We start from the raw sequence: 25,365 nt of genomic DNA on the forward strand, positions 1-25,365 counted from the left end.
GCTGGCAGCCCCCTCTGGCTGTGAGTTTCTTGGTAGTTTTGTATGGGGTTGTAGCCAGGGACGCAATGTAGCAAAAGCTTGTATCTTTTCTGTAACTGCGCCGAACAGCGCAAATCGCAATGGAACATGGGCATCTCATGCCTCCAGGCGGTTCAGGGGAAGGCGGTACAGCCACACCACGCGGCCACCAGGCGCACGCAGCTGCGCGCAGGGCAATACGCCGGGCACTGCGAACTCCAGGCTCACCAGCCACGCGCCGGGTGCCAGCTCGGCCTGGGCCTTGGCGGCGGCGCGGGCCATGCTCTCGGGCCGCTGGAACAGGTACACCATGCGGTAGGGGCTCCAGTCCTCGGCCCACATGTCGGCGCGCCGCACCCGGGCCCAGGGGCACCGCAGGGCGCATAGAAGGCGCAGGGGCCAGCTCCATTCGATGCCCTCCAGTTGCGCGGCCGGGTAGGCATGGCGCAGCGCCTTCAGGCCATCGCCCACGCCGCTGCCCGCATCCAGCACCCGGGCCCCCAGCGGCAGCGGGGCCTGCGAGGCCAGGGACTGCAGCGCATGGTGGGGCGTGGGAAACAGCGGCGCATCGCGCCAGGCGTTCAGGGGGTACACCAGCAGCAGCAGCGCCAGCGGCACCAGCCACGCCCAGGTCGGCAGGCTGGCCGCGCCCAGCAGCGCCAGCGACAGCGGAAAGCCCGCCGCAATCAGCCCGCGCCGCCACCAGCTGTCGCCCAGCACACTGGCCGCCGTCCCGAGCAGGCAGGCGACCAGCAAGGCCGCCACGGGCGGGACCGCGCGCTGCAGGGCCACAAAAATCAGCCACGCGCACGCCCACGCCACCAACGCGGGCAGGGGCCAAGGCATGCGCAGGGCCAACATGGGTTCGTTCTCAGCGGCCAAAAATGCCGCGCAGCAGGTTGACGGGGTTCACCACGTTGCCCGCATCCGTGCCACCCTCGCCCGCCGGCTGTTGGCCTGCCGGCGCGCCACCCATGCCACTCGAATAGGCACCGCCTGAGGCAGCCGCTGGAGCAGCCCCCATGCCGCCGCGCCGCCCCTGCATCTCTTCGCCCAGCATCGCCATGGTGTGCGACTTGACGCGCACGCGCACGGCCCACTCGGGCTCCCACGCGGCCTTGGGGTCGGCCGGGCGCGGCGGGTGCACGATGTGGCTTTCGCCGCCGTAGGCCATCATGCGCAGCATGGGCGTGGCATCGCGCCCGCCGCCCGCAAAGATGCCCTGCGGGATGGCGCACTGCGTGGTTTCGGGCTGCAGCAGCACCCGCTCCTTGAGCCAGCGGTCGATGGTGGCGGGCGACAGGTAGTCGAACAGGCCCATGCCCGTGTCGGGTGTTTCGGCGCTGGACCACATCACGAGGTCGTCCCCGTTCTGCGACATGGCGTGCAGGTAGTAGGCGCGCGCATTGCGCACGGGCTGCCAGCTGGTGCCCATGCTGTCCTGTGGCTTGCCGGTGGTGCGCAGGTCGATGGCGGGCATCAAATCCTGCGCCGTGCCCAGCGTGAACTTCATGGACGCGGGCACGCCGTCGCCGCGCACCTGGTGCTCGCCCACCAGCGAGGCGTCACGCGACAGGCTCACCTGGTTGCGTTCGTTGGGGTACAGCGCGTAGGCCGGGCCCACGCGCGGCCCCCGGTCGGGCACAGCGCGGCCGGCAAAGGCCTGTGCGTAGTCGGTCGGCTTGGCGCGCGCCAGATCGATGACGCGCGGCTGGCCTGCACGCACCGTGGCGCCGCAGCCCCAGTACAGCAGGATGCGGCCCTTGGGCTGGTGCTGCTGGTATTCCTGCGGCACCTCGCCCGGCTCGGTCTGGGTGGGCTGGGCACGGGGCGGGATCAGCGGAAGGGATTCACCCATGCGCATGCCGGGCGGGATGGCCTGGCTGGCTTCGACGCCGGGGCGCAGGGTGTTGTGCAAGGCGATGTCGATGACACGCGGCGGCATGATGGACATGGCGCGGGCGTTGCCATAGGACGTGTTGCCACCGCCCGCCCTGCCCTGCGCGCCACCGCCCATGGGGCCACCGAGCAAACCGCCGCCACCGGGCAGGCTGTCCATCTCGGGCATGCCCGCCATGGTGCCGGTGGACACGTCCATCCACAGCTGGACCTTGGGGGCTTTGGTGTTTTGGGCCTGGGCGCCCAGGCTGGCGATGCTCAGGCCAACGGCCAGGCAGGCGGGGGTCAGGACGAAGCGCAAAGGGGTCATGGGGTCTGCTCCAGGAGATACATGGATCACCCGGCAAACCATCGTGGGCCGCAGAACGGCGCTTTCGCCGCCCTGTGAAGAGGCCTTGCGGTCAACCCGGGTGTGTTGAACGCAGCGCAGTGTAGGCCCCGCACAGACGCATTTTGCCTGCGCAAGTTACGGCTGGAAACCGTTTCTGTGCGCTATTTCACGCATGGTTGCGCCGAAGTAGAACGGCGCCCCTGGTGTGCAGGGAGATCAGCCCCGCAGGCGGTCGATCAGCCCGTTCAAGGCCTCCAGCGAGCCAAACTGGATCGCCAGTTCGCCCATGTCCTCGACCCGGCCATGGCGCTTCACGCGCTTTTTCACGCGCACCTCGACCTCGGCCATGAGCAGGTCCGAGAGTTCTTCCTCCACGCGCTTCATGTCGCGCGACTTTTCCTTCTGGGGCTTTTGCGGCACCAGGCTGAACTCGGCGCCGATCTTCTTGACCAGGGCCTCGGCCTCGCGCACCGAGAGTTTCTTGGCCGCGATCTGGTTGCCCGCCGTGATTTGCGCGGCGCGGTCCAGCGACAACAGCGCGCGCGCATGGCCCATGTCGATGTCGCCCGCCATCAGCATGGTCTGCACGGGCTCGGCCAGGTTCAACAGGCGCAGCAGGTTGCTGGCGGCGCTGCGCGAGCGGCCCACGGCCTGCGCGGCCAGCTCGTGCGTGAGGCCAAACTCCTTGACCAGGCGCTGCAACCCGTGGGCTTCTTCCAGCGGGTTGAGGTCTTCGCGCTGGATGTTCTCGATGAGCGCCATGGCCGCCGCCGACTCGTCGGGCACATCGCGCACCAGCACCGGCACCTCGGCCAGGCCCGCTAGGCGCGAAGCCCGAAAGCGCCGCTCGCCCGCGATGATTTCGTACTTGCCGGCGTTGTCCCCACCCGTCAGGCGCCGCACCAGGATGGGCTGCATGATGCCCTGGGCCTTGATGGATTCGGCCAGCTCGTACAGCGCACCCTCGTCCATGCGCGTGCGGGGCTGGTACACGCCGGGCACCAGTTCAGACAGCGGCAGGCTGCTGGGCAGCCCGGCTTCAGCCGCCTGGGCCTGCTCCACTTTTTCTTCGACCTTGGGGCCCAGCAGGGCTTCGAGGCCGCGTCCCAGGCCCTTGGGTTTTTTGGTGACCATGAAATGCTTCTCGCGAAAAGGAATGGGGAAAGAGTCTTCAGCGGTCGATGATGACCAGCGTGCCATGGCTGCCCGGTGCCACCGCGTGGGGCACGCCAGCGGGCACGATGAACACCTCGCCCGCGTTCACCTCGGTGACCTGCCCTTGCAGGTCCAGGCGCATGCAGCCGTCGAGCACCAGCAGCGCCTCGTCAAAGTCGTGCGACTCGTCGGGGTAGGCGGCGGCGTCCATGCGCAGCACCTTGACGTTGGCGCCTGCGGCCTGGCCCACGACTGTGGAGCTCCAGGCGCGGGGCAGTTGGTCGGCGATGGCGGACAGGTTGATTTTGGTCATGTATCGGATCACTGAGAAATTCGGTAGCTGACGGCTACACGGCGCACCACGCGCCACAAGGCCCAGCGGCTCATGCCGGGTCGGCCAGCTGCATCAGCCAGCCGTGCCCCTCGTCCCAATCGCCCAGGCCCGATTCGGCATTGATGTGGCCGCGCTCGCCGCAGTCGATGAAGCGAGCGCCCCAAGCCTGCGCCAAACCCTCAGCGCGCTCCAGGCTGCAATACGGATCGTTGCGGCTGCCCACCAGCACGGCAGGGAACGGCAGGGGCTTGCGTGCAATGGGCGCCCAGCCGTGGATCTGCGCGGCCAGATCGGGCCGCTCCACATCGCCCGGTGCCACCAGCAACGCACCCAATACGCGGTGCGCGTTGGCTGAATGCGCAGCCCACCACGCGGTGAGAACGCAGCCCAGGCTGTGCGCCACCAGCACCACGGGGCCGTCGGCATCGACCACGGTTTCTTCCAGCCGCGCCGACCAGTCACCGCGCAGCGGGCGCATCCAGTCGTGCTGCTCCACGCGCTGGTAGCCGTGCACAGCCTCCCAGCGGCTTTGCCAGTGGTCGGGGCCGGAGTTCTGCCAGCCGGGCAGCAACAGGATGTTGGACGCCTTCATTACTATCAATTTAATAGCTGTTAGCGCTTATCCATCAAGCGCCAGGTGCCATTTTTGCCATGGAAGATGCAGCAGCTGGCATGTTTTTCACGCGGTCCACCATCTCTTGCGCAAACTCGACGAAGGCCTGGCTGCCCTTGGCCGCCGGGTCAAACACCACGCCGGGCAAGCCGTAGCTGGGCGCTTCGGCCAGGCGCACGTTGCGCGGGATCACGCTGTTGAACACCTTCTCGCCAAAGTGGCCCTTGAGCTGGTCGCTCACCTGCTGCTGCAGGGTAATGCGCGGGTCGAACATCACGCGCAGCAGGCCGATGATCTGCAGGTCGGCATTGAGGTTGGCGTGCACCTGCTTGATGGTGTTGACCAGGTCGGTCAGCCCTTCGAGCGCGAAGTACTCGCACTGCATGGGCACGATCACGCCATGGGCGCTGCACAGGCCGTTGAGCGTGAGCATAGACAGCGACGGCGGGCAGTCGATGAGCACAAAGTCATAGTCGCCATCGGCCTCGGCCAGCGCGGCCTTCAGGCGTTTTTCGCGGTGCTCCAGCGCCACCAGCTCCACCTCGGCACCCGCCAGTTCGCGGTTGGCGCCCAGCACCCAGTAGCCACATTTTTCCGACAACACGGCTGCCTCTTTGACCGAGGCGGATTCGAGCAGCACGTCGTACACCGTGAGGTCGAGGCTGCGCTTGTCCACGCCCGAGCCCATGGTGGCGTTGCCCTGCGGGTCCAGGTCCACCATCAACACGCGCTGGCCGATCTTGGCCAGACCCGCAGCAAGGTTGACAGTGGTGGTGGTCTTGCCAACGCCACCCTTTTGGTTGGCAACGCAGAAAATTTTGGCCATGTGGGTGTTGCAGTCCGTGTTGTTGTTGTCGTTGTTTTATTTGGAGATGGCGAGCTTGATGCCAAAGCCGATCAGAAAGACGCCCGCCACCTTCTCCAGCACGCGGCCGATGCGCGGGTTGGCGCGCATGCGCTCGGCCAGGTGGTGCGTAAGCAGCACGGCGACCAGCCCATAGATAAACGTCAGCACCGCCACCGTCGCTGCCATCACGCCAAAGGTCAGCAACCCCTGGTGCCGGGCCGGGTCCACAAACAGAGGGAAGAACGCCATGTAAAACACGATGGCCTTGGGGTTGAGCAAGGTGATCAGGCCGGCCTGTTTGAAGTAGTGGCGAGGCTGGATGTTGAGGATGGGTTGTGCGCCGGGCTTGGCCGTCAGCATCTTGAAGCCCAGCCAAGCCAGGTAGGCCGCGCCCAACCACTGCACTGCATTGAACGCTGTGGGGTACGTGGCCAGCAGCGCCGCCACACCGGCCACCGCGGCCCACATCAACACCTGGTCACCCGCGATCACCCCCATTGTGGCCGCCAGGCCGCCCCGCACGCCGCCCTTGCTGGTGGAGGTGATGAGCGCCAGATTACCGGGGCCCGGAATGAGCAGGAACAACACAATGGCGGCGACAAAGGCGCCGTAGTCTGCGATGCCGAACATGATCTCTCCCGGTGTGCTGGACGGGTGCGCAGATGGATGCACCCGAAGTGAGGTGCCGAGTTTACGCGACCACCCCGCCCCGGCCGCTGACAAGCTAGCGGCCGACAATCAGGTCGGCTTCATCCAGATGATGCAGCGCTCGGCGTCGAGGCCTGGGACGGTGAGCTGTTCCACGTGAAACACCGATACATCGGTGGGCAGGACCGTAATTTCATCCTCGGGGTGCTTGCCCTTCATGGCCAGCCAGACCCCGTGCGACGCTACCAGCGCGGCGCGCGACCAGGTCACAAAGTCAGGCAAAGAGGCAAAGGCGCGGCAGCTGATGATGTCGAAGGGGGTCGTCAGCGTCTCGACCCGCGCGTGCACGCCATGCAGGTTACGCAGCTTCAGCGCCACCGCCGCCTGCTGGATGAACGCCGCCTTTTTGCCCACGGTGTCTACGCAGCTCACATCCACCTCCGGACAGCAGATGGCAAACACCACACCGGGCAGACCTCCGCCCGAGCCGACGTCGAGCAAGCGCACAGCGTGGTGGCCCTCCCCTGCAAGCACAGCAACATGGCGGCGCAGCGGCGGCACAGCGGCAAGGCTGTCCAGCAGATGGTGCGTCATCATCTCCTGCGGATCGCGCACCGAGGTCAGGTTGTAGACCTTGTTCCACTTCTGCAGCAGGGCCAGAAAATCCATCAACAGGGTAATCTGGGCGTCGGTCAGACCCAGGGCCAAGGCATCGGCCCCTGCCTGCAGCTGTTGGCGCAAGCTGTCGTTTGTCACTGCCATCGTCATGCCGCCACTTCCCCTTCTGCCTTGGCAACCGCAACCGCCGCAAACTCCTTGAACCCGCCCTTCTTGAGATGCACCATCAGCAGCGAGATCGCCGCCGGGGTGATGCCAGTGATGCGCGAGGCGTGGCCCAGAGTTTCGGGCCGGTGGCGACTGAGCACTTGGCGTGCCTCGATGCTCAGGGCGGTGACCTGCATGTAGTCCAGATCGGCTGGCAGGCGCAGCTTTTCAAAGTGCGCGGCGCGCCCCACCTCATCTCGCTGCCGGTCGATGTAGCCCGAATACTTGGCGGCAATCTCCACCTGCTCCACCACGGGTTCGCTCAAATCGCCCAGCGTTTCACGTGAAACATCGTTGGTCGCGTATTTGCCACCATCCATGGACATCAGGTTGGTGTAGTTCACATCCGGGCGGCGCAGCAGTTCGAACAGGTTGTATTCATGCTCGATGCTCTTGCCCAACACGCGCTCGGACTCCGCCGCAGGCAGGCTGCGCGGGTTCACCCAGGTAGCTTTCAGGCGTTCTGTTTCACGTGAAACAGCGTCGCGCTTGCGGCTGAACGCATCCCAGCGCGCATCGTCCACCAGGCCCATACGGCGCCCCACTTCGGTCAGGCGCATGTCCGCGTTGTCCTCGCGCAGTTGCAGGCGGAACTCGGCCCGGCTGGTGAACATGCGGTAGGGCTCTGTCACGCCCTTGGTGATCAGGTCGTCCACCAGCACGCCCAGGTAGGCCTCGTCGCGGCCAGGCAGCCAGGGCGCGTCGCCCCGGCACTGCAGGGCGGCGTTGATGCCAGCGAACAGGCCCTGGGCCGCCGCTTCTTCATAGCCAGTCGTGCCGTTGATCTGGCCCGCAAAGAACAGGCCCTGGATCTGGCGCGCCTCGAAACTGCTCTTGAGCGAGCGCGGGTCAAAGTAGTCGTATTCGATGGCGTAGCCGGGGCGCAGGATGTGCGCGTTTTCCAGCCCCTTCATGCTGCGCACCAGCTCGTACTGGATGTCGAATGGCAGGCTGGTGCTGATGCCGTTGGGGTAGAACTCGTGCGTGGTCAGCCCCTCGGGCTCCAGGAAGATCTGGTGGCTGTCCTTGTCGGCAAAGCGGTTGATCTTGTCTTCCACACTGGGGCAGTAGCGCGGGCCGACGCCCTCGATCTTGCCGGTGAACATGGGGCTGCGGTCAAAGCCGCTGCGGATGATGTCGTGCGTGCGTTCGTTGGTGTGGGTGATCCAGCAAGGCATTTGGCGCGGGTGCATCTGTGCATTGCCCATGAAGCTGAACACAGGCACCGTTCCCTCATTCACGCCTCCGGGCATCCCATCACCGGGCTGCTCCGCGCACTTCGAGAAATCGATGCTGCGCCCGTCCAACCGGGGCGGCGTGCCGGTCTTCAGGCGGCCCTGGGGCAGCTTCAGCTCCTTGAGGCGTGCCGACAGCGACACGGCAGGCGGGTCACCCGCCCTGCCCGCCGCGTAGTTGTTCAGCCCCACGTGGATCTTGCCGTCGAGGAAGGTGCCCGCCGTCAGCACCACGGTCCGCGAGCGGAACCGGATACCCACCTGCGTGACGGCACCCACCACGCGGTCGCCCTCCACCATCAGGTCGTCCACCGCCTGCTGGAACAACCACAGATTCGGCTGGTTCTCCAGCATGCGGCGGATCGCGGCCTTGTACAGAATGCGGTCCGCCTGGGCGCGCGTGGCACGCACGGCGGGGCCCTTGCTGCTATTGAGAATGCGGAACTGGATACCGCCCTCGTCCGTGGCCAGCGCCATCGCGCCACCCAGCGCATCCACCTCTTTCACCAGGTGGCCCTTGCCGATGCCGCCGATGCTGGGGTTGCAGCTCATCTGGCCCAGCGTCTCGATGTTGTGGGTCAGCAGCAAGGTCTTGCTGCCCATGCGCGCAGCGGCCAGCGCGGCCTCCGTGCCTGCATGGCCACCGCCGACAACGATCACATCAAATTCCTGGGGGTACAACATGGGGAACACTCCGGGGCCTGGCGGGCCCGATAATCAAAACACCCGGTGCGCTAGGGTGCCCTGTCAAAGGCGCCGCATACCGGCCCTGCTGGTGGTGGGCGCACTTGGCGCCCCAGCAGGCAACCCGCGATTTTCCCACTTTGCGCAGACCGTGTCTGTTTCCAGCCCCCTCACCCTCTTCCTGACCGAGTTGCTGGGCGCTCCGCCTCCGGCCGTGGAGACCTGGTGGTTACGCGCCGAACGGCGCTTGCTGGAGCGCGGCCAGCCCCTGCTGCGAGCCGGCGAACACTGGCGGCACCTGTGGTGGGTGGAGCGTGGCGCGCTGCGGCTGTACTACCTGGACCGCGACGGCGCAGAGTCCAACAAGAACTTCTTTCTGGACGGCGCCCTGTGCTGGCCCATCACCCCCACGCTGCGCCAGCAGCCGGTGATGTTTCACGTGGAACCATTGGAAGACAGCGTGGTGTGGGCCCTGCCCTTCCCCGTCGATCCAGGTAAGCCGCTGCCCAGCGCGGGCTGGGCACCCTGGGCCGCCCTGGAGCACCAAGTGCTCTGCGCCCTGCTCGACGGCAAGATGCAGCGCGAGCAGGAATTTCTGCAGCTCAGCGCCCGCCAGCGCTACACCCGCTTGCTGGAGCAACACCCGCAATGGGCCGAGCGCATCGCCCTCAAGCACCTGGCGTCGTACCTCGGCATGACCGACGTCTCGCTGTCGCGCCTGCGCAGCGAGATGGGGCTTAGAGCGGCTAACAAAACTCAGCGCAGCGGCCCTGGCTAGGCGTTCCGTCGCAGGCAGTACAAGCGGTACGACAAGACGGAACCACGACGCCAGGGGAGTTTTGTGAGCCGCTCTTATCAAAGGATAAGGCGCAGGGCACGGGCCATCGGCAGAGTGCGGGCATCTCCCCAAAGGCCCGCCCATGACCACCGCCCAACACCCCCACAACACGCCTGCCCTGCTCTCCCTCATCCCCCATGCCTTCGCCGTGTTGTGGCTGGGCCTCATGGCCGGGTTCTTCGGCACCTACAGCGCCAACGTCAATCTGGCCACGTTGCAGATGGACGGCGCGACCTATGCCACCGTGCAGTCCGCCTTCAACCGCAACGTGCGGCACGCCCTGTTCTTTGTGCTGTTCTTTGGCCCACCCTTGTGGTGCGCGCTGGCGATAGCCACGGCCTGGCGTGAACACCGCGCGCTGTGGTGGCGCCTGCTGGCCGTGGTCGGCGTGGCCTACCTGCTGGGCATCGTGTTCTTCACCCAGCAGGTCAACCTGCCACTCAACTACACAACAGAAGCCTGGAACCCCCGGGCCCTGCCCGACGACTGGCCCCAGGTGCGCGACCAGTGGAATGCAGCCAATCTGTGGCGTGCGCTGCTCAGCGTGGGGTGTTTTGCGGCAGCGGTGGGAACGCTGGTGGGGCGGCTGGCCGGTCGTCGCACGTAGATCGCCGCACAGCCTGCACTCACCACCGTGGAGCCGCGACACAAAACCCTGTTCAGCACACCCCGCTTGCAGGATTCCTGCCGCACGCCTGTGATTCAATCGCAGGCACTATGCCCCAGACCACCACCCCCTCCTCCCTCCTCATCTTTGCCGGCAGCACCCGCCAGCAATCCTTCAACCGCAAACTGGCCCACGCCACCGCCGCCATCGCACGCGACGCGGGCGCCACGGTCACGCTGCTGGAACTGTCGGATTTCGACATCCCGCTGTACAACGCCGACCTCGAAGCCCAAGGCACACCGGCCGATGTGATCCGGCTCAAAGAAATTTTGTGGCAGCACCCCGCCTGGGTCATCTGCTCGCCCGAATACAACGGCAGCTACACCGCCCTGCTCAAGAACACCATCGACTGGGCCTCCAGCCCGGTCAAAGGCAACCCCGACTGGCAAGACGGCGGCAAGAGCTTTCGCGGCAAGGTGGTGGGCATGCTCAGCGCCTCGCCCGGCGCCCTGGGCGGCCTGCGCTCACAAAGCCACCTGGCCCCGCTGCTCATCAACGCCGAATGCTGGCTCGCACCCAAGGCATTTGCGCTGGGCTCGGCCGGCAGCGCGTTTGACGACAGCGGCGCCCTCATTCAGCAAACCCACCGCGACCGCGTGCGCGCCGTGGTGGACCAGGTACTGTGGGCATCCAGCCGCCTGCACGACGATGCTGCCGCAGGCCAGTGAGCGCAAAAATTTGAATCAAATTGGCCTCTAGCGCTTTATTCATAAGCGCTAGCAGCTATATAAATAATAGCAAACACCCATGAACTGCCGCCCCGGCTGCGGCGCCTGCTGCACCGCCCCCTCCATCAGCTCGCCTATCCCGGGCATGCCGCAGGGCAAACCGGCGGGGGTGCGGTGCATTCAGCTGGGGGACGACGCGCGCTGCCACATCTTTGGGCAGCCCGAGCGGCCGGCGGTATGCGGGGGGCTGATGCCGTCGGCCGAGATGTGTGGCACCAGCACGGAGCAGGCCATGGGTTTCCTGGCGCGGCTGGAGCGGCTGACGGAGCCCGGGAGCGTGGGCGAACCGGCGGGGTAACAGGCATTCCTCCCGATGGGTCCGCGCCCGCTACTTCATCGAGTGCAGCCCGACCTTGTTGCCCTCGGTGTCCGTGAAGTGGGCAAAGAAGCCGAAGTCATTGCCAATCTCCGTCTTGGGGACCACCACCGCCCCGCCCGCTGGCTCCACGCGCGCCAGCAGGGGGGCCAGGTCCTCGCCGCCATTGAGGTACACCATCGTCCCGTTCCGCGAGGGTACGCTGCCCTCCGCCTGCACGAGGGCACCGCCCACGGCGGCGGGGTCGGAGGACAACATCCCCATCGTGGTCGGCCCCATGGCCATGGGTGCGATGGTGATGCCCAACACCGTCTCGTAGAAGGTCTTGGCGCGGGTGAAGTCGGTCACAGGGATCTCGAACCAGTTCAGGGCGTGGGCCATAGGGGGCTCCTTGGGGTTGGGAAATCGAAAACCAGCACTGTGAACTTTTGCACTGACCAGCGCAAGGGAGGTGCCTCAGTTGGCGCCGCTGGCCTTTTGTGGTTTGTGCTTTTTGTATGCGACACCGGCCACCACCAGATTCGCAATCCCCAAACCCAGAAAACCAAGCACTCCCGCTCGCCAAAGGTTTGTGTGTGTGGCATTCAAAGCTTGAGTATTGAAGCGAAGAACCCGCAAATGAGCGTCAAAACGCTCGGCTTCCGGCGGGCTCAGCTGGGAACGGTCCGCCAGAAATCGATCTTCCAAATCTGCAATCACCGCTGCGGTGGGGTGTTTGATGAGCGGGATCTGCACAAAACAATAGGCTGCCAGAGAAAGCGCCAATAGTGCAAGGCTCAGAGATACGAGGAATAGACGCATGGTGAAGCTACTGGTGACGGGCGAGCGGAGGGTTCCACGCGGCACGCTGAATCACCACCCGGTACCCGTCCGCATCCTCAAACGTGCAGCCCTGCTGGCTCCAGTACGGATTGAACGATTCCACCTCCTTGAAGCCAGCGCCACGCATCGCCTGGCAGCGTTCCGTCCACGCCTGATGATCGGGCACATAGAAGACAAACAGATCTTCGGGCGTTGGCTGCGGCGTCACTGGGTGCCGGCGGCAGACGGTGAACTCAAAGTGGAAATCCGCGTCGCGGAAGCCCAGCATGGTTCCATCGAAGCCATCGTGGTCCGCAAAGTGGGCGAGTTCTTCAAAGCCCAGGCCTTGCTTGTACTGGGCGACAGTGCGGCAAAGATCCAGCACGGGGCGCGCGATTCGCAGATGAATGCTCATAACTGGGGTGGTTGGTGGGCGCGGCCTCACTATAGCCACCGCAACAAGAAGACCCACGTGGAAGGACCGTGTTTTTTGGCCTGGAATTTGGCTTGATGGCAATGCCACACCCACCGCCAACTGTCACGCCCTTCCTTCTTCAAGGCTTCGGCAGCGCCCGGTCCTCCCGGCACGCCTTCAACGGCTTCGCCGCAGCCGACGCAATGCGCAACACCCGCCCGTCGCTGCGGTCCACCACCACCTTCATGCACGCACACCCGTAGCCATAGTGGCCATTGGTTTTCTTCCACTGCGCGTCGGTGAACACGGGCCAGTCGCCTTCGGCACTGTCTCCGCCCTGGGTGGAGACCACCCACTCGCCATCACGGTCGGTCAGGGTGGCGTTGTTGGGGGTGGGGTTGTTGGGGGTGGGGTTGTGAAACCAGCCGCAGCGGTTTTCCAGCGGCTGGGCAACTCCGGCAGCAGGTTGCTGTGCTTGCGCCTGGGCTTGGGCCACCCACGGCAGCAGCGCGAACAAGAGCGTTGACACCACCGCGGCCCGGCTCTGTATCCCTACTCCACGCCGGGTTCCCTGCATGTCGGTGGTTGCGTACAACACTGCCATTTCTCGGTCCTTCGATTTAAGCTTCAAGACGGACCTCCCGCTTTACTGACAACCATCTATAGCTATACAAACAATAGCATAACCTCAAGGACGACTACCCCGGCCGCAGTGACTGTTGCATCGGGCTCGCAGTAACCCCTGGTACCCGTCTTTATTGGCGGTCTGCTGCAGCAAGGGGGCAGGCAGCGTCCATGTCCGTTTGTTGCACCCACTGCCCATTGCTATCGCCCGGCCTGTGTTTGCGAAGGCTGGGCGCCCTGAAGTTGTTCGAACTCACGCACCATCAACGCGACCCATGTGCCGGCTCAGCGCCACCGCACTGCCCGCCGCCAGCGTCAACCCCAACGCGCCGTGCCCCACGTTGAGGTACACATTGCTGGACCGCCAGCGCCCCACGATGGGCACCGACGTTGGGGTAGCAGGCCTCAGCCCTGCCCAAGACTCTGGCGCACTGACGTCGCAAAGTCCCGGGTAGGTTTGGTCAACAGCCTCCACCATGGCCTGGACCCTGGCGGGCGCGATGTCCAAGCCCGTAGCGCCCACTTCTGCCATGGCGGCCACGCGCAGGCTGTTGTGCAGCGGTGCAAACACGGTCTTGCGCGCCAGATCCGTCACGCTCGCGCAGGGGCGCTGCACACCGGGGAGAAACGGCACCGTGATGCTGTAGCCCTTGATGGGGTAGACGGGCAAATAGATGCCCAGCGCAGCGGCCAGCGTGACCGCGCGCGGTCCTGCTGCCAGCACGAAAGCATCGGCTTCGATCTCGCCCTGGTGGGTCATCACGGCGCTGATACGGCTGCGATGCCGCACAAAGCCGCTGGCTTGCACACCCAGCGACACGGTGCCGCCCAGGCGCTGCAGGCTGGCCACCATTTCCTGGCACAGAAGGTGGGGGTCGGCCACGCACTCGCTTTGCGTCCACACGCCGCCGACGAAGCGCAGCGCACGCGCGCGGCGCAGGGCGGGTTCCGCTTCCAGGCACTCCTGTACGGTCAATATCTGCTGGTCACAGCCCAGCGATGCCTGCAAATGCACTTGCCGTTCTTGCTGCCGCAGTGCCTGGTCCGTGGGGCAGAGCACCAGCTTCCCGTTTTGCTCGAAACCGAAACTCCAGTCTTCTGCCTGCATCCAGTCGGTCAGCGTGGCCCGGCTGGCCTGCGCCATCTGCAGCAGACTCTCGGTGCCACGCACCGACTGCCGCGCCGTGCAAGCCCTGAGGAATTGCAGGCCCCAAGCCCACTGCCTCCAGTCCCAGCGCGGATGAAACCGAACCGCCGACTCTCGCGACAGCAGCATCTTGGGCAGCGCCCAGAGCGTGGCGGGCGATGCAAAGGGCTCCACATAGCTGTAGCTCAGCTGCGCACCGTTGGCGTAACTGGTGGCCAAACCGGGGGCCGCTTCAGAGTCCAGCAGATGCACGTCAAAACCCTGCCGCGCCAGCTGGTAGGCCGTGGCACAACCGATCATTCCGGCACCGATGACACAGACCTTCATGGCTGCCCTCGACCCGTTGGCGCCCGCCCGGGCAGGATGCGTGACACTGCGAGCTGCGCCACCGCCACATCGGCCAGCCCAACGCCCACCGACTTGAACACGGTGATGGCGGGCTCTACCGGCCGCCAGGGTACCTGGCCCGCGTAGAGTTCGGGCAAATCCACGAAAGGCGATGCGGCGCTGCGCCCTGCCCACAGCACCACCTCGCCCGCCTCGGCCAGGCTCTGCGGCTTCCACTCCACGATGATGCGACCGGCTCGGTCCATGGTGGTGTCGTCCAGTTCGCGCCCCTTGGGCGTGCTGGTTCCGATGGCCGAGACAAAAGCGCCCGGCGCGAGCCATGCGCCATCAAACACGGGCGTGTCCGAGCGCGTAGCCGTGACCACGATATCGGCGTCCCGCACGGCCGCCTCTGGCGTGGTGAAGGCCACGCGGCAGCCCGTGCTGCGGGCCAAGGCCTCGACCCAGGCTGCGTCTCCCGCCGGGTCCACCAAGGCAATCTCCTCGAACTCAAACCATCCACACAGTGCGGCCACCTGCGCCCGGCCCTGCAACCCTGTGCCAAACAGTGCGAGCTTGCGCGGACGCGCCGCAGCCGCCTTGGATGCCACCAGTGTCGTAATGGCCGCCGTGCGCAGCCGCGTGATCTCGTTGCCGTCCAGCACTGCCAGTGGCTGGTTGCTGGCCAGATCGAACAACAGGATGGAGAAACTGAACTGCCCCCGCACCGTGGGATAGACCTTGACACCACCCACGGCGCGGTCGGCCCACACGGCCCCCATGGTGCTCAGGCGCAGGTCATGGCAATCCGTACGCTGGCGGAGATGGACGGCCGCGCCACCGGTCGCCAGGCTTGCAAAGGCTTCGCCCAGCACCGTGGCTACAGAGGGGAAATCAAGGGCTTCGGAAATCTGCTGATCGCTGATGAAGGGAATGCTGTTCATGTGGATAGGCTGGTACCGCCAGAAAAAGAGGGAAAGAAAGGAACAAGGCGTGCAGGGCGCGCGCCTTCAGGGAATGCCGTACTTGTTGGGGTAGCGGATGTTTTCGCGCATGTGCACGCTCATGGGAATCCGCAGCGATGCCGTGTCGAACCATTTGCGGTAGATGGCGGTCAGCTCGCCCGAGTGCATGAGGGAAAGCACCGTACGGTCCACGATCTCGCGCAGCGGCACATCGTCCTTGGGCAACATGAAGGCGTAGGGTTCCACCGTGAGGTGTCTTCCCGTCACATGCAGGCGATCCTTTGCGGGTGATGCAGCGATCAGGCCGTACAGCAGAATGTCATCCTGCGCAAACGCGTCCACGCGCCCTTCTTCCACAAGACGCACACCTTCGGCGTCGGTGGGCACCACCACCAGATCCAACGCCTGCTCCTGGCGCAAGCGCTGCAGCGTGTCCTGCGCCGTAGTGCCATTGCTCACGGCAATACGCCGCCGCCACAGACTGGACACACCATCAAGCTGCACCGATGGGCGCGCCACGAACCGCACGCCCGTGGTGAACAGCGTGTGCGAAAAGTCCACATCCCGCTGCCGGCCCACGGTATTGGTGTTGCCGCCGCACTCGAGGTCGATGGCACCGGCCTTCAGCAGCGGGATACGCTGCGCCGCCTCCAGCGGCCGAAAATCCACGCGCAGGTCCGGCCGGCCAACGGCCTTGCGAATGCCCTCCACCACCTTCATGCAAACGTCGATCGAGTACCCCACCGTGTTGCCACTCGCATCGCGGAACGCAAACGTACCCGGCGTTGGGATGTAGCCCACATTCACCGTACCGCTGCGCACCATGCGTGCCAAGGCGCCGCCTGCCGTCTGGGCATGACAAGCCGCTGTCCCCCACAGCAATGCCGCAACGAGCGGGGTCAGCAGGGATTTCACATCCAGGATTGCAGACATGGACCACTCCTTAACAAATAGACGCTGCAGACGGACCGTGAGGCGCCGGTGAATCGCACGGAACCCGTCAACAAACTGAGGGAAGAAAAACAAGGCTGGAAAGAGGCTTAAGCCTCCAGCCCAGGCGGCACAGCCTGGTGCCAGCGCGTCGCGCGCTCGAAGGCATCGCCTACCCGCAAAATGGTCGCCTCGTCAAACGGCCGCCCGATGACCTGCATGGACACCGGCATGCCCGCCCCCGTGAACCCCGCAGGCACCGCCACAGAGCAAAGATCCAGCAGGTTCACGAAGCGGCCAAAGCGCGACAGCGGCGTGGCCAATTCGTCCACCTCAGAGACCGGGATGGCAGCAATCGCGTTGGTGGGGAACGCACAGACATCCACACCCTCCATGGCAGTGAGCATGTCGGCCTTGGCCTGCTCACGCAGCTTGAGCAAGTGGATGTATTGCGCCGAGTCGATATCACGCCCCAGCAGAATGCGCCGGCGCACATGGGGGTCGAATTCAAGCCCATCCTGCTCGAACAAAGGCCCCAGGTTGGCGTACCCCTCTGCGCTCATCAGGCGTCCCGCCACGCGCATGGATTCCGCGCTGCTTTGGGGAAGCGCCCGCTCCACCCGCCGCATGCCCAGCGTGTCCAGCACCTGCAGCGCCTGGTCGTACACGGCGAGCACCTCGGCAGCCACATGCTCGCGCTCTGCCTCTGGCAGGGTCCACACCCGCATGCCCGCCACCGAGCGCTGCGCATCGAGCTGCGGCATGACTTCGCGCACAGGCACCGACAGCGAGACGCCGTCGCGCGGGTCCGGGCCTGAGAGCACGTCGAGCAGGAGGGCACTGTCGCGCACCGTGCGGGTCAGTGGCCCCACCGTGTCGTGCGTGGGGCACAGCTCGATCAGCCCATGGCGGCTGATCAGGCCGCGCGTGGTCTTGAGCCCCACCACCCCGCACAGCCCCGCCGGGATGCGCACCGAGCCGCCCGTGTCGGTGCCCACACTGGCCGAACACATGCCGGACGCCAGCGCCACGGCCGAGCCGCTGCTGCTGCCGCCGGGGGTGCGGTGGGTCTGCAGATCCCAGGGGTTCCACGGCGTGCCCATGGCGGCATTGGTGCCCCAGCCGCCAAAGGCGAACTCCACCGTGTGCGTCTTGCCGATCACCACGGCCCCGGCAGCACGCAAGCGCTCCACCACGGCAGCGCTGATCGCCGAAGTGCGCGGCGGGCGCGCTTTCGAGCCCGCCGAGATGGGCTTGTCCTGCACCTCGAACAGGTCCTTCACTGCCACGGTCACACCGTGCAACGGGCCCAGACGCACACCAGCCCGTGCCATCTGGTCCAGGCCGCGTGCGGTGGCGCGGGCCTCGTCGGCATACACGTCGGTAAAGGCATGCAGCTGGCCGTCATAGCGCGCAATGCGCGCCAGCTGCGCCTCCAGCAGCGCCTCGCTTGAGAGTTCTCCGCGATGGATGGCGGCGGCCAGCCGTTCCAGCGGCGCGTAGATCATGGATGTCATGGTGTTGTTGTCTCGGTTCATGCCGCACCCACCGTGCGGCGACCATGGGCCAGGCGCCGTTCCAGCCACCGCGACAACATGGACAAGGGAAACGCAATCGCGAAATACAGCAGCCCTACCAGGATGAAGATGTGCAGCGGCAGGAAGTACTCGCTGGACATGGCCTTGGCTGTCAGCATCAGTTCGTTGGTGGCGATCAGCGCACACAACGAGCTGTCCTTGAGCAGCGCCACATAGCTGTTGAGCAGCGGCGGCAGCATCACCCGCAGGGCCTGCGGCAGCGTGACGTAGAGGAATACCTGCCGTGGTGTCAGGCCCGCAGCCAGGCCCGCCTCGCGCTGCCCGCCATGTACCGACTTAAGCCCGCCGCGCAGAATCTCGGCCACGTAAGCCGCGCCGTGTACACCGAGGCCAATAGCGCCAGCCCAGTAGCCTGACAACGTGACCCCCGCTGCTGGCAGCGCGAAATAGATGGCCAAGAGCAGCGCCAGCAGGGGCACCGCACGCAGCAGCTGAATGAAGCCATTGGCCCCGTGCCACAGCACGGTCACACCGCTGCGCAGCATCCACACCAGCACGGCGCCCAGCACCAGTGCGATGACGAAGCCGATGGCCGAGAGTTCGGCCGTGACCACCGCCGCCTCCAGCAGCCGAAGCCACCATTCGCCCATGTACTCGGCGTAGGTTGCAAAGAACGTTTTCATCGCGCACCCCCTGCCGTGCTGAGTTCGAGGCGCGCAAAAGCCCAGCTGATAGGCAGCACCATCGCCGCATAGAGCAGCATGGCGGTCAGGTAAATGATCGGCGTCTCGAACGTGGATGTGACCAGATTGCGCGCATAGAACATCACCTCAGGTGCCGCAATGGCCGAGGCAATCGAGGTGTCCTTGACCAGCTGGCTTGCGTAGTTGCCCAGCGAAGGCAAGGTCACGCGCAGCATTTGCGGCAGCAGCACATTGCGCAACGCCTGGGCCGGTGTCAGGCCCACTGCCAGCGCCGCCTCGCGCTGGCCTGCGTGCAGGCAGCGCAGGCCCGCCGCGAACACCTCGCACAGGATGGCCGCGCCCACCAGGCCCAGGCCAATCACCGCCGCCGTGAGCGGCGAAAGCCGCACCCCCACGGACGCCAGCCCAAAGTACAGCACGAACAGATGCGCCAGCGCCGGTACATTGCGCATCCACTCGATATAGACCGCAATCACGGCCTGCAGCGCACGGTTGCGCACAAAGACCACCAGCAGCGCCAGCAAAAGGCCCAGGCTGGAAGCCAGCAGTCCTGCGCCCAGGGCCACCTGCGCCGCGGTCACTGCGCCACGCGCTAGCGTGAGAACGATGAGGGTCAGGGTGTCGGTACTGGGCATGGTCACAGCTCCAGCCCGGCTTCCTTGCCGACCTGGCCAAGAAAGCTTCGTGTGCGCTCCATGCGCGGCTGATTGATCACCTGCGCGGCCGGGCCCTCTTCCACGATGTGGCCGCCGTCCATGAAGATAACGCGGTCGGCCACATCACGTGCAAAGCGGATCTCGTGCGTGACCAGGATCATCGAGCGGCCCTCCTCGGCCAGCTCACGGATCACGCCCAGCACCTCGCCCACCAGCTCCGGGTCCAGCGCCGAAGTGGGCTCGTCGAAAAGAATCAGTTTGGGCTTTTGCGCCAGAGTGCGCGCAATCGCCACACGCTGCTGCTGCCCGCCTGACAGCTGCTCGGGGTAGGCATCGGCCTTGTGGCGCAGGTGCACCTTGTCGAGCATTTCTTCGGCCAGCGCATATGCCGCATCGCGCGGCATGCGCGCGGCCTTGATGGACGCCAGCGCCACGTTGTCGCGCACGGTGAGGTGTGGCCACAGGTAGAACAGCTGGAACACCATGCCGATCTCGCGGCGCTGCGGCGCCATCTCGGTGTCGGTCATGAAGCGCCAGGCGTTCTTCCCCGCAGCCACTTGCCCGATGCGCTCGGATTCGAGCAGCACCTCCCCCGCCTGGGGTTTCTCCAGAAAGTTCAGGCAGCGCAGGCAGGTGGACTTGCCCGACCCGCTAGGGCCAATGAGCGAGAGCGTCTCGCCTTTTTGCAGGTTGAACGAAATGCCCTTGAGCACCTCGGCCGGGCCATAGCTCTTCTTGAGGCCGCTCACTTGAAGCAGGGGATGGTTCACATGGTTCTCCAGACAAAACTGCGGGTAGCGCGGCACGGTCTTTGCAACCGCACACGTCGATACCCAGTGCCTCCATGCTAGAAATTTCGCCCATCTGTTCATTGCAGGCCGTCGCCGCTATATTGAACGTATGCGACATACCGGGAAAACCCCATGCCCCCCACCAAAGCCCGTCCCAAAGAGCTTCTTGAAGAGATTGGCGCAAATTTGCACCAGACCAGTGCACAGAACACAGGCGACATTGGTGCATTGATTGACCGGCTCGACGCCCCAGCCCGGGCCGCCCCTGTTCGGCGCAGGCCTGCGGCCACCGCATCGGCGGCGGAGCTGCGCGTGGGCATCCTGCTGTGGCCGCAGTTCCCGCTGCTGTCGCTGGCCGGGCTGTGTGATGGCCTGCGCCATGCTGCCGACGTCGGCGACCAGAGTCGGCAGATCCGCTGCTCGTGGACCATCCTCGGGGTGCCGGGGCAATCGGTGCAGGCCAGTTGCGGTGTGGCGGTGCCGGTACAGGAATCGCTTTCTTCCGAGTGCGACTACGACTACATCGCGGTCATCGGAGGCCTGCTGTCGGCCATCCCCACCGCCAGCCCGCGTTACAGCACCTTCCTGCATTTCGCGGCATCGCTGGGCAAGCCGCTGATCGGCATCTGCACAGGCTCATTCGCGCTCGCACAGGCGGGACTCATGGCGGGACGCCGCGCCTGCGTGCATCCTTTTCATGTGGAGGACTGGAAGGCCGCCTTCCCCGCGCTGGACTACAGCACTGACTGCCACTATGTGTTCGACGGCGACCGCATCAGCTGCGCAGGTGGCATCTCCATCGTGGAGCTCACGGCCGAGCTGGTGCGCCTGCATTGCGGGCCCGACCGGGCGGCCAAGGTCATCCACCAGATGACGGTGAACCCCGCCGCCAGCAGCACCCATGTGGCGCGCCGCCATGCGCTGGGCTATGGCACGGCCGACCACGACAAGCTGCGCCAGGCCATCGTACTGATGGAAAAGAACATTGGTACGCCGCTGGAGATCGCCGTCATCGCGCAGCTGGTGGATTCAAGCAGCCGCCAGCTCGAACGTGTCTTCCTGGCCGAGACGCGCACCACGCCGTCTGAGTACTACCGCAACGCACGGCTCAAGTACGCTCGCTGGATGCTCACCAGCACCGACCTGCCCATCATCACCATCGCCTACGAATGCGGCTTCTCGGACGCGTCGCATTTCATCCGGCACTTCCAGCAGCTCTACGGCATGCCCCCGGGGCGCATGCGCAAGGCGCTTCAAGCTGCCACGGTGGAGGCCTGAAGCAGGCGGCGCCCGCCATCGCCCGTTTCTTCTTCGATGCGAAAACGCGCCACCACCGACACCAACCGGCCAGACTGCGCATAGAGCGCTTCCGAGGCCCCGCGCGCTTCCTCCACCAGCGCAGCATTCTGCTGTGTGAACTGGTCGATGCGCGAAAGCACCTCAGTCAACTGGCGCACCCCCACATGCTGCTCGGCGCTGGCCGTCTGCACCGCAGCCATCAGTTGGGCAAACGAGTTGACGGCTTCGATCACACTCGCCGTCTGCACATGCGCGCGTTCCACCATGCTCCGGCACGCAGCGATCTGCTCGTTCGATTGCTGAATCAGCTGGCGGATCTCCTTGGCAGAACTCGCGGAGTGCAACGCCAGGCTGCGCACCTCGCTGGCCACCACGGCAAAGCCGCGCCCCTGCTCACCAGCACGGGCTGCTTCCACGGCGGCATTGAGCGCCAGGATGTTGGTCTGGAACGCAATGCCATCGATCACTGCAGTGGTCTCGGCAATGCGTGCACCATGCCCAGCCACCGCCAGCATGCTCTGCATGGCCCCGTCGACGATGGACTGGCCCTCGCGCGCCACACTGCAGGCCGATGTGGCAAGCCGGTGCGCATCCAGCACCGATTGTTGCGTGTTGCCCATGGTCGCCGCAAACTGCTCCAGCGCCGCAGCCGCCTGCTGCAGCTCGGCCGACTGCATCTCGGTGCGCTCGGACAGATTCTTGGCCTCGCCAACCAGGCTGCGGCTTTGCGCCGCCACGTCCACCGATGCGCTGCGCACCTGCTGCACCGTGTCACCCAGGCCACCCACCATGGCGCGCAGCGAAGCAATCACCGAACCGGCGGGCGCCACCACGCCCGGTAGTGGTGCAGTCAACAGCCCGTCCGAAACCCGGGCCATGGCCTGCGCCACGGCCCCGGGCTCTGCTCCCAGCCGGCGTGTCAGAGTGCGTACCAAGGCCACCGCCACAGCACAGCCCACCAACAACACCAGTGCGAATGACACGGCCATCTGCACCAGCATGCCCTGCAGCGCCGTGATGGACGCAGCGGCCGCCTGCTCCACCTGGCGCGCCTGGGCTTCTCGCAGTTGCGCCAGGGTCTGCAGATAGGCCGCCTGCGATTGGCGCAAAGCCCCGGTCAGCATGCCGCGTGCAGGGCCGCGCGCACCGCCCTGCAGAAGCGCCAGGAACTGGTCGCGGTCCTGCCGAAAGCGCGTGGCAGCCTGCCCGATCTGTGCCAGCAACTCGCGCTCGGGAGCGAGCACCACAGCTCCCTGCAACGCGGCCATCCGGCTGTCGATGTGCCGCTGCGCCGCATCAATGCGCTCCACCTCGGTGGGCAGGTCTTCCTGCATCTCCACCAGCACCGCATCGCGCAGGGCACGGGAGATGGACGACACCTCCAGCGACACCTCGTAGGCCGCACTCCAAAGAGGCAGGCTCTCACTGGCAATCGACGCCACCCGCGCATTTGCGGCCAGCCCCGCCTGTACGGCAAGCCCCAGCGCCAGTGCAAGCAGCGCGCCAATGGCCGAAAAACCGAGGATCAGCGACGCGCGTATAGACAGCCCGCGCCCGGCCCGTTCAAGGAATGCCATGGTGGTTAAAAAGAAGAAGAAAAGAAGATGAAGGGCCGGCGAGGCTGCCGGAACCCGCAATAAAAAAGCCGCATGCTGCGCGTGGCGGGCATGCGGCGTGTCAAGGCCAGGGGGTCATGGCCTACCCAATTGGGACTCACTTGCAGGAAGGCAGCTTCCAGTCGGCAGAGCGGTCAACACCGGCACGGGCGTTCTGGCCCACGGGGATGTACCAGACGTCCTGCACCAGGCCGTAGGTTTTGCCGATCTTGCGCAGGTCGCAGCTGCCCCAGAGCTTGGCGATCTCAGTGTTCACAGCCTTGAGCAGCTCAGGGTTGTCCTTGTTCAAGCCGAACACCACCTGGCCCAAGCCCGTCAGCAGCGGGTAGTCGGGCGAGGCATCAGTGAAGGCGTTGAACTTGACCTTCCACTGTGGGTTCTGCGAGATGGCGTACTGCATCACCGGCGGGTCACCGATCACCGCGTCAATGCGGCCCGCCAGCAGGTCGCGCACGGCGGCGTCCGAGGTGTCGTACAGCGCCAGCTGCAGGCCGTTGATCTTGCGCAGCTCGGGGATGAACGAGAAGCCGGTGATGGTGCCGACCTTCTTGCCTTCAAGATCCTTGAGCTTGCTCCAGTCCGTCTTGTCCGACTGGGTGATGCCGTTCTTGAAGTAGTGGATGGGATCACTCAACGCCATGATCTTGGAGCGCTGCTCCGTCCATCCCATGGTGCCTGCCATCACATCCACGCGCTTCGATTGCACCGAGGCAATCGTGCCCGACCATTCCATCAGCGCGGGCTTGACCTTGAGCTTGAGTGCATCGGCAATGCGTTGCAGGATCTCGCCGTCGTAGCCGACCATCTTGCCGTCCTGGTAGCCCGTGCCAGGCATGTCGCCAGAGAAGGCGATGGTGAAGGCACCTTTGTCCACCGTCTCCAGGGCATGGGCAGAAAGCCCCAGCGCCGACAGGCAGGTGACGGCAGCGAACGAGGCCAGAAGCCTCCTGATTTTCAAGCTTGGATTGAACATGGTGGTCTCCAAAAATCCGGTTGTTCCCTCCCACCGACTGATGGGATGGAATGACTTTAGAGACGCTTTTCATGCGGAGATTGGAGGTTCTCACAGCGCAATTGAACGGCCGCGACATCAAGGGAATTCACCAATCCCGCACCACCACCGTCGATCTGTGCACCAAGGAGGGGGCACACCACAAGCCCGGCAGCCTGGGTCAGGCCCACCATCACGACCACCCAAGAATATGCATCCAGATGGCCCCTACCGCCTTACCCACATGTATCAATAGCTATCTAATTTGCAGCAAATGCAGCACTGACACCCTTTCATCAACAGGGTGTCACAAACCCAGGCGCAGGGCCGTCTGGAGATCATCCTCGGACTATTCTTGAGCTGGCCATGACCGACCCTGCACCCACCACCGCCACCGACCCCTTCACCACTCTGCGCCCTCGCCTCTTCGGCATTGCCTACCGCATGCTGGGCGTGCGCGCCGATGCCGAGGATGTGCTGCAGGACGCCTGGCTGCGCTGGAGCCGCCAGGATGTGGCCGTACTGCAGTCGGCCGAGGCCTGGCTGGTGACGGTGGTCACGCGCCTGGCCATCGACCGGCTGCGCGCGCTGAAGGCCGAGCGCGAGGCCTACGTGGGCTGGTGGCTGCCCGAGCCGCTGGTGGAGCTGCACCACGGCGACGCACCGCACCACCACGACACCCCCGAGGCGGCCGCCGAGCTGGCGGGCGAGCTGTCGGTGGCATTTATGTATGTGCTGGAGCGCCTGGGGCCGGAAGAGCGTGCGGCGTTTTTGCTGCGCCAGGTGTTCGACTACGACTACCCCGAGATCGCCGCGCAGCTGGGCAAGAGCGAGGCGACCTGCCGCCAGATGGTGCACCGCGCCAGCGAACGTGTGCAGCAGGCGCGCACACGTTTTGAGGTGCCACACGCCGTGCACCACCAGCTGCTGCAGCGCTTCATGCTGGCCGCCCAAAGCGGAGACCGCAACGCCATCGAGGCGCTGCTCAGCGAAGACGCGCAGCTGATTGGCGACGGCGGCGGCAAGGTGCCATCCTTTCCCAAGCCGCTGGTGGGGCAGTTCCGCATCGCCAACCTGTACTGGGCGCAGTTCCGCCGCCTGGGCGCGCTGGTGGTCTACCGCATGGCGCTCCTCAATGGCGAACCTGGCCTGCTGCGCTATGTGGACGGCCGCATCGAATCGGCGCAGGCGTTCGTGACGGATGGCGAGCGCATCGTGGCCATCTATGCCGTGCGCAACCCGGACAAGCTGGCGGGCATCCCTGCCACGCTGGGGTGAAATCATTTTGAGGATTTTTGGGGCCCCGTGTCACAGAAGCAGACCCGGCAACGTCTAACCAGTATGAAAGGCAGCAACACCACCGCAGCCTTCATGCCCAACGTTTTCAACCCCAGGCCATTGCCACTTACACCCAAGGATCTGC

28 protein-coding genes are annotated in these 25,365 nt (G+C 65.4%); 6 read left to right on the top strand and 22 right to left on the bottom strand.

Going from position 1 to position 25,365, the window contains the following annotated elements; genetic code table 11:
- Positions 1 to 135: 135 nt before the first annotated feature.
- The 9 genes from IB243_RS10145 to mnmG all read right to left on the bottom strand — a co-directional run bounded on the left by IB243_RS10145 (position 136) and on the right by mnmG (position 8,589).
- Positions 136 to 879, bottom strand: a complete 744-nt coding sequence (locus IB243_RS10145) for a class I SAM-dependent methyltransferase (protein WP_192426734.1) — start codon at positions 877 to 879, stop codon at positions 136 to 138.
- A gap of 10 nt (positions 880 to 889) precedes the next feature.
- Positions 890 to 2,227 carry a hypothetical protein gene (locus IB243_RS10150; protein ID WP_192426736.1) on the bottom strand — a complete coding sequence of 446 codons (1,338 nt, stop codon included), beginning with the start codon at positions 2,225 to 2,227 and terminating at the stop codon, positions 890 to 892.
- Positions 2,228 to 2,464: 237 nt separating this feature from the next.
- Entirely contained in the window at positions 2,465 to 3,382 is a 918-nt protein-coding gene (locus IB243_RS10155) for a ParB/RepB/Spo0J family partition protein (protein WP_055402181.1), read from the bottom strand.
- Positions 3,383 to 3,419: 37 nt separating this feature from the next.
- Complete coding sequence (locus tag IB243_RS10160; protein WP_192426738.1) at positions 3,420 to 3,716, bottom strand: cupin domain-containing protein; 297 nt, start codon at positions 3,714 to 3,716, stop codon at positions 3,420 to 3,422.
- A gap of 70 nt (positions 3,717 to 3,786) precedes the next feature.
- Positions 3,787 to 4,329 carry an alpha/beta hydrolase gene (locus IB243_RS10165; RefSeq protein WP_192426740.1) on the bottom strand — a complete coding sequence of 181 codons (543 nt, stop codon included), beginning with the start codon at positions 4,327 to 4,329 and terminating at the stop codon, positions 3,787 to 3,789.
- 34 nt (positions 4,330 to 4,363) lie between these two features.
- Positions 4,364 to 5,176, bottom strand: coding sequence for a ParA family protein (locus IB243_RS10170; RefSeq protein WP_192426742.1), 813 nt, complete (start codon positions 5,174 to 5,176; stop codon positions 4,364 to 4,366).
- Between the two features lie 36 nt (positions 5,177 to 5,212).
- Positions 5,213 to 5,827, bottom strand: coding sequence for a LysE family transporter (locus tag IB243_RS10175; protein ID WP_055402191.1), 615 nt, complete (start codon positions 5,825 to 5,827; stop codon positions 5,213 to 5,215).
- Between the two features lie 108 nt (positions 5,828 to 5,935).
- Positions 5,936 to 6,613, bottom strand: coding sequence for a 16S rRNA (guanine(527)-N(7))-methyltransferase RsmG (gene rsmG, locus IB243_RS10180; protein ID WP_192426744.1), 678 nt, complete (start codon positions 6,611 to 6,613; stop codon positions 5,936 to 5,938).
- The gene (gene mnmG / locus IB243_RS10185; protein ID WP_192426746.1) at positions 6,610 to 8,589 is read right to left on the bottom strand and encodes a tRNA uridine-5-carboxymethylaminomethyl(34) synthesis enzyme MnmG; all 1,980 of its coding nucleotides are present in this window, start codon (positions 8,587 to 8,589) and stop codon (positions 6,610 to 6,612) included. Before mnmG ends, rsmG begins: the two co-directional genes overlap by 4 nt.
- A 151-nt stretch (positions 8,590 to 8,740) precedes the next feature.
- Between mnmG and IB243_RS10190 the strand changes: the two genes are divergently transcribed.
- From IB243_RS10190 to IB243_RS10205, 4 genes are all read left to right on the top strand, one after another.
- Complete coding sequence (locus IB243_RS10190; protein WP_370540333.1) at positions 8,741 to 9,367, top strand: Crp/Fnr family transcriptional regulator; 627 nt, start codon at positions 8,741 to 8,743, stop codon at positions 9,365 to 9,367.
- 142 nt (positions 9,368 to 9,509) lie between these two features.
- Positions 9,510 to 10,034 (top strand): DUF1772 domain-containing protein, encoded by a 525-nt coding sequence (locus IB243_RS10195; protein ID WP_192426748.1) that lies wholly within the window; start codon positions 9,510 to 9,512, stop codon positions 10,032 to 10,034.
- Between the two features lie 110 nt (positions 10,035 to 10,144).
- Complete coding sequence (locus IB243_RS10200) at positions 10,145 to 10,762, top strand: NADPH-dependent FMN reductase (protein WP_192426750.1); 618 nt, start codon at positions 10,145 to 10,147, stop codon at positions 10,760 to 10,762.
- Between the two features lie 79 nt (positions 10,763 to 10,841).
- Positions 10,842 to 11,120 (top strand): YkgJ family cysteine cluster protein, encoded by a 279-nt coding sequence (locus IB243_RS10205; RefSeq protein WP_192426752.1) that lies wholly within the window; start codon positions 10,842 to 10,844, stop codon positions 11,118 to 11,120.
- A gap of 30 nt (positions 11,121 to 11,150) precedes the next feature.
- Here IB243_RS10205 and IB243_RS10210 read toward each other — a convergent pair whose 3' ends face one another.
- The 11 genes from IB243_RS10210 to IB243_RS10260 form a co-directional block, all read right to left on the bottom strand.
- Entirely contained in the window at positions 11,151 to 11,519 is a 369-nt protein-coding gene (locus IB243_RS10210) for a VOC family protein (RefSeq protein WP_192426754.1), read from the bottom strand.
- 75 nt (positions 11,520 to 11,594) lie between these two features.
- A complete protein-coding gene (locus tag IB243_RS10215) occupies positions 11,595 to 11,939 on the bottom strand; it encodes a hypothetical protein (RefSeq protein ID WP_192426755.1) in 345 nt (114 codons plus the stop codon).
- Positions 11,940 to 11,946: 7 nt separating this feature from the next.
- Positions 11,947 to 12,354 (bottom strand): VOC family protein, encoded by a 408-nt coding sequence (locus IB243_RS27425; RefSeq protein WP_370540334.1) that lies wholly within the window; start codon positions 12,352 to 12,354, stop codon positions 11,947 to 11,949.
- A gap of 139 nt (positions 12,355 to 12,493) precedes the next feature.
- Entirely contained in the window at positions 12,494 to 12,958 is a 465-nt protein-coding gene (locus tag IB243_RS10225; protein WP_225584879.1) for a DUF4087 domain-containing protein, read from the bottom strand.
- Positions 12,959 to 13,231: 273 nt separating this feature from the next.
- Positions 13,232 to 14,452, bottom strand: coding sequence for an FAD-dependent oxidoreductase (locus tag IB243_RS10230; protein WP_192426759.1), 1,221 nt, complete (start codon positions 14,450 to 14,452; stop codon positions 13,232 to 13,234).
- Entirely contained in the window at positions 14,449 to 15,396 is a 948-nt protein-coding gene (locus tag IB243_RS10235; protein ID WP_192426761.1) for an ornithine cyclodeaminase family protein, read from the bottom strand. Before IB243_RS10235 ends, IB243_RS10230 begins: the two co-directional genes overlap by 4 nt.
- Positions 15,397 to 15,462: 66 nt before the next feature.
- Positions 15,463 to 16,350, bottom strand: coding sequence for an amino acid ABC transporter substrate-binding protein (locus IB243_RS10240; protein WP_192426762.1), 888 nt, complete (start codon positions 16,348 to 16,350; stop codon positions 15,463 to 15,465).
- Between the two features lie 107 nt (positions 16,351 to 16,457).
- Positions 16,458 to 17,885 carry an amidase gene (locus IB243_RS10245; RefSeq protein ID WP_225584880.1) on the bottom strand — a complete coding sequence of 476 codons (1,428 nt, stop codon included), beginning with the start codon at positions 17,883 to 17,885 and terminating at the stop codon, positions 16,458 to 16,460.
- Positions 17,882 to 18,568 (bottom strand): amino acid ABC transporter permease, encoded by a 687-nt coding sequence (locus tag IB243_RS10250; protein WP_192426764.1) that lies wholly within the window; start codon positions 18,566 to 18,568, stop codon positions 17,882 to 17,884. The genes IB243_RS10245 and IB243_RS10250 overlap by 4 nt, the downstream gene beginning before the upstream one ends.
- Positions 18,565 to 19,224, bottom strand: a complete 660-nt coding sequence (locus IB243_RS10255) for an amino acid ABC transporter permease (protein ID WP_192426765.1) — start codon at positions 19,222 to 19,224, stop codon at positions 18,565 to 18,567. The genes IB243_RS10250 and IB243_RS10255 overlap by 4 nt, the downstream gene beginning before the upstream one ends.
- A 2-nt stretch (positions 19,225 to 19,226) precedes the next feature.
- Entirely contained in the window at positions 19,227 to 20,015 is a 789-nt protein-coding gene (locus IB243_RS10260; RefSeq protein WP_370540335.1) for an amino acid ABC transporter ATP-binding protein, read from the bottom strand.
- 153 nt (positions 20,016 to 20,168) lie between these two features.
- Here IB243_RS10260 and IB243_RS10265 point away from each other — a divergent pair, with 153 nt between their 5' ends.
- The gene (locus IB243_RS10265; protein WP_192426766.1) at positions 20,169 to 21,314 is read left to right on the top strand and encodes a GlxA family transcriptional regulator; all 1,146 of its coding nucleotides are present in this window, start codon (positions 20,169 to 20,171) and stop codon (positions 21,312 to 21,314) included.
- On the opposite strand, the gene IB243_RS10270 is transcribed toward IB243_RS10265, so the two are convergent.
- Together IB243_RS10270 and IB243_RS10275 are read right to left on the bottom strand one after the other, a co-directional pair.
- The gene (locus IB243_RS10270; RefSeq protein WP_192426767.1) at positions 21,290 to 22,912 is read right to left on the bottom strand and encodes a methyl-accepting chemotaxis protein; all 1,623 of its coding nucleotides are present in this window, start codon (positions 22,910 to 22,912) and stop codon (positions 21,290 to 21,292) included. The genes IB243_RS10265 and IB243_RS10270 overlap by 25 nt on opposite strands.
- A 136-nt stretch (positions 22,913 to 23,048) precedes the next feature.
- Positions 23,049 to 23,924, bottom strand: coding sequence for an ABC transporter substrate-binding protein (locus IB243_RS10275; protein ID WP_225584881.1), 876 nt, complete (start codon positions 23,922 to 23,924; stop codon positions 23,049 to 23,051).
- A 384-nt stretch (positions 23,925 to 24,308) separates the two neighbouring features.
- On the opposite strand from IB243_RS10275, the gene IB243_RS10280 reads away from it, so the two are divergent.
- Positions 24,309 to 25,220: an RNA polymerase sigma-70 factor gene (locus tag IB243_RS10280; RefSeq protein ID WP_192426768.1), complete on the top strand. Its 912-nt coding sequence runs from the start codon at positions 24,309 to 24,311 to the stop codon at positions 25,218 to 25,220.
- Positions 25,221 to 25,365: the final 145 nt, after the last annotated feature.

This window comes from Acidovorax sp. ACV01 (assembly GCF_014851495.1).
GTDB classification, from domain to species: domain Bacteria; phylum Pseudomonadota; class Gammaproteobacteria; order Burkholderiales; family Burkholderiaceae_C; genus Acidovorax; species Acidovorax radicis.

Excerpts from the sequence above, each read along its gene's own strand:
- IB243_RS10145 (WP_192426734.1), bottom strand. The coding sequence starts at position 879 with ATGTTGGCCCTGCGCATGCCTTGGCCCCTGCCCGCGTTGGTGGCGTGG.
- IB243_RS10150 (WP_192426736.1), bottom strand. The coding sequence starts at position 2,227 with ATGACCCCTTTGCGCTTCGTCCTGACCCCCGCCTGCCTGGCCGTTGGC.
- IB243_RS10155 (WP_055402181.1), bottom strand. The coding sequence starts at position 3,382 with ATGGTCACCAAAAAACCCAAGGGCCTGGGACGCGGCCTCGAAGCCCTG.
- IB243_RS10160 (WP_192426738.1), bottom strand. The coding sequence starts at position 3,716 with ATGACCAAAATCAACCTGTCCGCCATCGCCGACCAACTGCCCCGCGCC.
- IB243_RS10165 (WP_192426740.1), bottom strand. The coding sequence starts at position 4,329 with ATGAAGGCGTCCAACATCCTGTTGCTGCCCGGCTGGCAGAACTCCGGC.
- IB243_RS10170 (WP_192426742.1), bottom strand. The coding sequence starts at position 5,176 with ATGGCCAAAATTTTCTGCGTTGCCAACCAAAAGGGTGGCGTTGGCAAG.
- IB243_RS10175 (WP_055402191.1), bottom strand. The coding sequence starts at position 5,827 with ATGTTCGGCATCGCAGACTACGGCGCCTTTGTCGCCGCCATTGTGTTG.
- rsmG (WP_192426744.1), bottom strand. The coding sequence starts at position 6,613 with ATGACGATGGCAGTGACAAACGACAGCTTGCGCCAACAGCTGCAGGCA.
- mnmG (WP_192426746.1), bottom strand. The coding sequence starts at position 8,589 with ATGTTGTACCCCCAGGAATTTGATGTGATCGTTGTCGGCGGTGGCCAT.
- IB243_RS10195 (WP_192426748.1), top strand. The coding sequence starts at position 9,510 with ATGACCACCGCCCAACACCCCCACAACACGCCTGCCCTGCTCTCCCTC.
- IB243_RS10200 (WP_192426750.1), top strand. The coding sequence starts at position 10,145 with ATGCCCCAGACCACCACCCCCTCCTCCCTCCTCATCTTTGCCGGCAGC.
- IB243_RS10205 (WP_192426752.1), top strand. The coding sequence starts at position 10,842 with ATGAACTGCCGCCCCGGCTGCGGCGCCTGCTGCACCGCCCCCTCCATC.
- IB243_RS10210 (WP_192426754.1), bottom strand. The coding sequence starts at position 11,519 with ATGGCCCACGCCCTGAACTGGTTCGAGATCCCTGTGACCGACTTCACC.
- IB243_RS10215 (WP_192426755.1), bottom strand. The coding sequence starts at position 11,939 with ATGCGTCTATTCCTCGTATCTCTGAGCCTTGCACTATTGGCGCTTTCT.
- IB243_RS27425 (WP_370540334.1), bottom strand. The coding sequence starts at position 12,354 with ATGAGCATTCATCTGCGAATCGCGCGCCCCGTGCTGGATCTTTGCCGC.
- IB243_RS10225 (WP_225584879.1), bottom strand. The coding sequence starts at position 12,958 with ATGGCAGTGTTGTACGCAACCACCGACATGCAGGGAACCCGGCGTGGA.
- IB243_RS10230 (WP_192426759.1), bottom strand. The coding sequence starts at position 14,452 with ATGAAGGTCTGTGTCATCGGTGCCGGAATGATCGGTTGTGCCACGGCC.
- IB243_RS10235 (WP_192426761.1), bottom strand. The coding sequence starts at position 15,396 with ATGAACAGCATTCCCTTCATCAGCGATCAGCAGATTTCCGAAGCCCTT.
- IB243_RS10240 (WP_192426762.1), bottom strand. The coding sequence starts at position 16,350 with ATGTCTGCAATCCTGGATGTGAAATCCCTGCTGACCCCGCTCGTTGCG.
- IB243_RS10245 (WP_225584880.1), bottom strand. The coding sequence starts at position 17,885 with ATGAACCGAGACAACAACACCATGACATCCATGATCTACGCGCCGCTG.
- IB243_RS10250 (WP_192426764.1), bottom strand. The coding sequence starts at position 18,568 with ATGAAAACGTTCTTTGCAACCTACGCCGAGTACATGGGCGAATGGTGG.
- IB243_RS10255 (WP_192426765.1), bottom strand. The coding sequence starts at position 19,224 with ATGCCCAGTACCGACACCCTGACCCTCATCGTTCTCACGCTAGCGCGT.
- IB243_RS10265 (WP_192426766.1), top strand. The coding sequence starts at position 20,169 with ATGCCCCCCACCAAAGCCCGTCCCAAAGAGCTTCTTGAAGAGATTGGC.
- IB243_RS10270 (WP_192426767.1), bottom strand. The coding sequence starts at position 22,912 with ATGGCATTCCTTGAACGGGCCGGGCGCGGGCTGTCTATACGCGCGTCG.
- IB243_RS10275 (WP_225584881.1), bottom strand. The coding sequence starts at position 23,924 with ATGTTCAATCCAAGCTTGAAAATCAGGAGGCTTCTGGCCTCGTTCGCT.
- IB243_RS10280 (WP_192426768.1), top strand. The coding sequence starts at position 24,309 with ATGACCGACCCTGCACCCACCACCGCCACCGACCCCTTCACCACTCTG.